Origin of the sequence: Acetobacter nitrogenifigens DSM 23921 = NBRC 105050, from assembly GCF_000429165.1 — a bacterium.
Lineage (GTDB): Bacteria > Pseudomonadota > Alphaproteobacteria > Acetobacterales > Acetobacteraceae > Acetobacter > Acetobacter nitrogenifigens.
This window is the reverse complement of the sequence record NZ_AUBI01000048.1, coordinates 1-2,326: the sequence shown is the minus strand read 5'-3', so window position 1 is coordinate 2,326 and position 2,326 is coordinate 1. Positions and strand designations below refer to the sequence as shown.

Annotated in this window: 2 protein-coding genes and 1 pseudogene; 1 reads left to right on the top strand and 2 read right to left on the bottom strand. The window is 54.3% G+C overall.

Annotated elements, in window-relative coordinates:
• Positions 1 to 324: 324 nt before the first annotated feature.
• On the bottom strand, positions 325 to 759 hold the full coding sequence (locus G442_RS0118875) for an RrF2 family transcriptional regulator (RefSeq protein WP_026399200.1): 435 nt from the start codon (positions 757 to 759) through the stop codon (positions 325 to 327).
• A 174-nt stretch (positions 760 to 933) separates the two neighbouring features.
• On the opposite strand from G442_RS0118875, the gene G442_RS0118870 reads away from it, so the two are divergent.
• Entirely contained in the window at positions 934 to 1,905 is a 972-nt protein-coding gene (locus G442_RS0118870; RefSeq protein WP_026399199.1) for an alpha/beta fold hydrolase, read from the top strand.
• 64 nt (positions 1,906 to 1,969) lie between these two features.
• Here G442_RS0118870 and G442_RS23475 read toward each other — a convergent pair.
• Positions 1,970 to 2,245: pseudogene (locus tag G442_RS23475) on the bottom strand (transposase domain-containing protein); the annotation flags it as partial.
• Positions 2,246 to 2,326: the final 81 nt, after the last annotated feature.

Below are 2,326 nucleotides of genomic sequence, written 5' to 3'. Positions count from 1 at the left end.
AGAATATCGTCAATATTCCAGATCGCGCTCCTGTGGGATAACTGAATTCTACAAAATAACCTGAAATTAACCCAAGTGTGAGAAATCCGCGTCGACAGCATCACGCAACCACTAAAATGGCGCAATGTCACCAAGCTGCGCCGTTTTAACCCGGGACGCAGCTGTAGCCCAACCATCGGCTCTGCCTTTCCTGAACGCGAAAAGTATCCGTAAGTCCAAAGCTGCCATATGTAAGCGGTGCCTCGCTCGCACATTGACCGAACCTCTGTTCGCGTCATAGGCATCGGTCACCGCCTATTTGACGAAGCACTTACTGCAATCAGCCTATTGAGTAGTCCCGGATGCCTTATGTTTGGCATCTTTCGCTATCTGCGCCAGTGTCGTGACAGCATACTTCGCAATCAGGTGGGCCTCCGCAGCAGCATGCGCCTTTTCCAGCACAGAATTCGATGCACGTTCGACTGGGCAGGTTGGGTGATCTCGCGACACGGGCGCGGTGAGCGCTGGCCCCTTTGTTAGAGCGCGCTGGACGTCAAGCACTGTGACCTGGTCGAGCGACCGGGTCAGTTTCCAACCGCCTCCTCGGCCGCCTTCGGATTCAACAATCCCATGTTCACGTAGCACCCCGAGCGTACGGCGCACAACAACGGGATTTGTGTTGAGCATCAACGCAATCCTTTCTGATGTTTCCCTGCCGCCGAGCAGTCCCATGTGAACCAACACGTGCAGCATTCTGGCGAGCCGACCGTCGGTCGTCATCACAGACCTTTCCGCAACAATTATAGTTACGCTATCTTGACATCGAGCCCTTACCGTAACACATTTTGTTACACGATAGAAAGAGCGCAAATGCGACGCCGTCAGTTTTTGAGTCTTTCGCCACTCGTGTTTGCCTTTCCACCAATAGCCCTGCCAGCAAATCAGGAGGCGTCCGTGAAAGAGACAGTTATTCAGACCCGCACCATCAACATGAGCATCCTCGATGCAGGTCAAGGCCCGTTGGTTCTGTTTTGCCACGGCTTCCCTGAGACCAAATACGCATGGCGACACCAGATCAACGCAGTTGCACAAGCTGGTTACCGCGCCGTTGCGCCAGATATGCGAGGTTATGGCGGTACCGACGCGCCTGAACATATAGATCAATACACGGTCTTCCACGCGGTTGGCGACCTGGTGGCACTGCTTGATGCGCTTGGTGAGCACCAGGCCGTCATCGTCGGCCACGATTGGGGTGCCACAATTGCGTGGCAAGCTGCGCTGTTGCGGCCAGATCGGTTCCGCGCTGTCGTCGCACTTAGCGTGCCGATGATGGGACAGCCACCTGTGCGACCATCAAAGATTTTCCCGCAAACCGAAGACGCACTTTTCTACACGCTGTATTTTCAAGAACCCAAGCTCGCCGATGAGGAGTTTAACCGCGATGTGAGCTTGACTCTCCGCAAGCTCATGTTCGCAGCAAGTGGGGAAGCAGGCCCACGTAAGCCGGGCGATGGGACACCTAATCCATTCGGAATGGTCGCGAAGAGCACCGGGTTGCTGGCAAGCCTCCCAACTCCCGCTAAGCTGCCGGAATGGCTACCCAGCCGAGAATTCGACCAACTGGTCAGAGCCTTCGAGTTGTCAGGCTTCACAGGAGGATTAAACTACTATCGCAATCTTGATCGCAACTGGGAACTGCAGCAAAGCAGCGTCGGTCAACTGGTCCAGGTGCCGGCACTTTTCATAATCGGCGAGCGTGATACTGGCCTGACTATACCCGGCATGGATCAGATTATCGCCGCAATGCCGAACTTGGTTCCTGACTTGCGAGGCTCCTATGTTCTTCAAGATGCGGGCCATTGGCTTCAACAAGAGCGAGCGAAGGAAGTATCGGAGTTAGTGATCAATTTTCTGGGCGAGCTTTAGACTTCCCGGATCGGATTGACTCGCGTCTGGCCGAGGCCAGACGAACCGACCAGCAGCTAGTTAGTCAGGTCAACTGCCGTGCCGCCGAAGCTGCGTAATTCCACGGCAACAACTCATCGATCCGACTTTGCTTATGTCCTTTCACGATGGCGGTGAGCGTGGCGGTCAGGTAGGCAAGCGGATCGACGGAGTTGAGCTTGCAGCTTTCTATGAGCGAGGCGATCATCGCCCAGTTCTCCGCTCCCGCGTCATGGCTTGCGAATAGGGCGTTCTTTCGGTTCAGTGCAATCGGTCGGATGGTCCGCTCGACCGTATTGTTGTCGATCTCGACGCGGAAATCTCACAGAAGGGTTGTACATCGGGTTAGATTATGGAAAAGTCAGTTTTTCACAAAAGAATTTTTCGTAATCAATAAACGAAC

Bases quoted from the DNA above. Each gene is read 5' to 3' on its own strand.
- G442_RS0118875 (WP_026399200.1), bottom strand. From the start codon at position 759: ATGACGACCGACGGTCGGCTCGCCAGAATGCTGCACGTGTTGGTTCAC.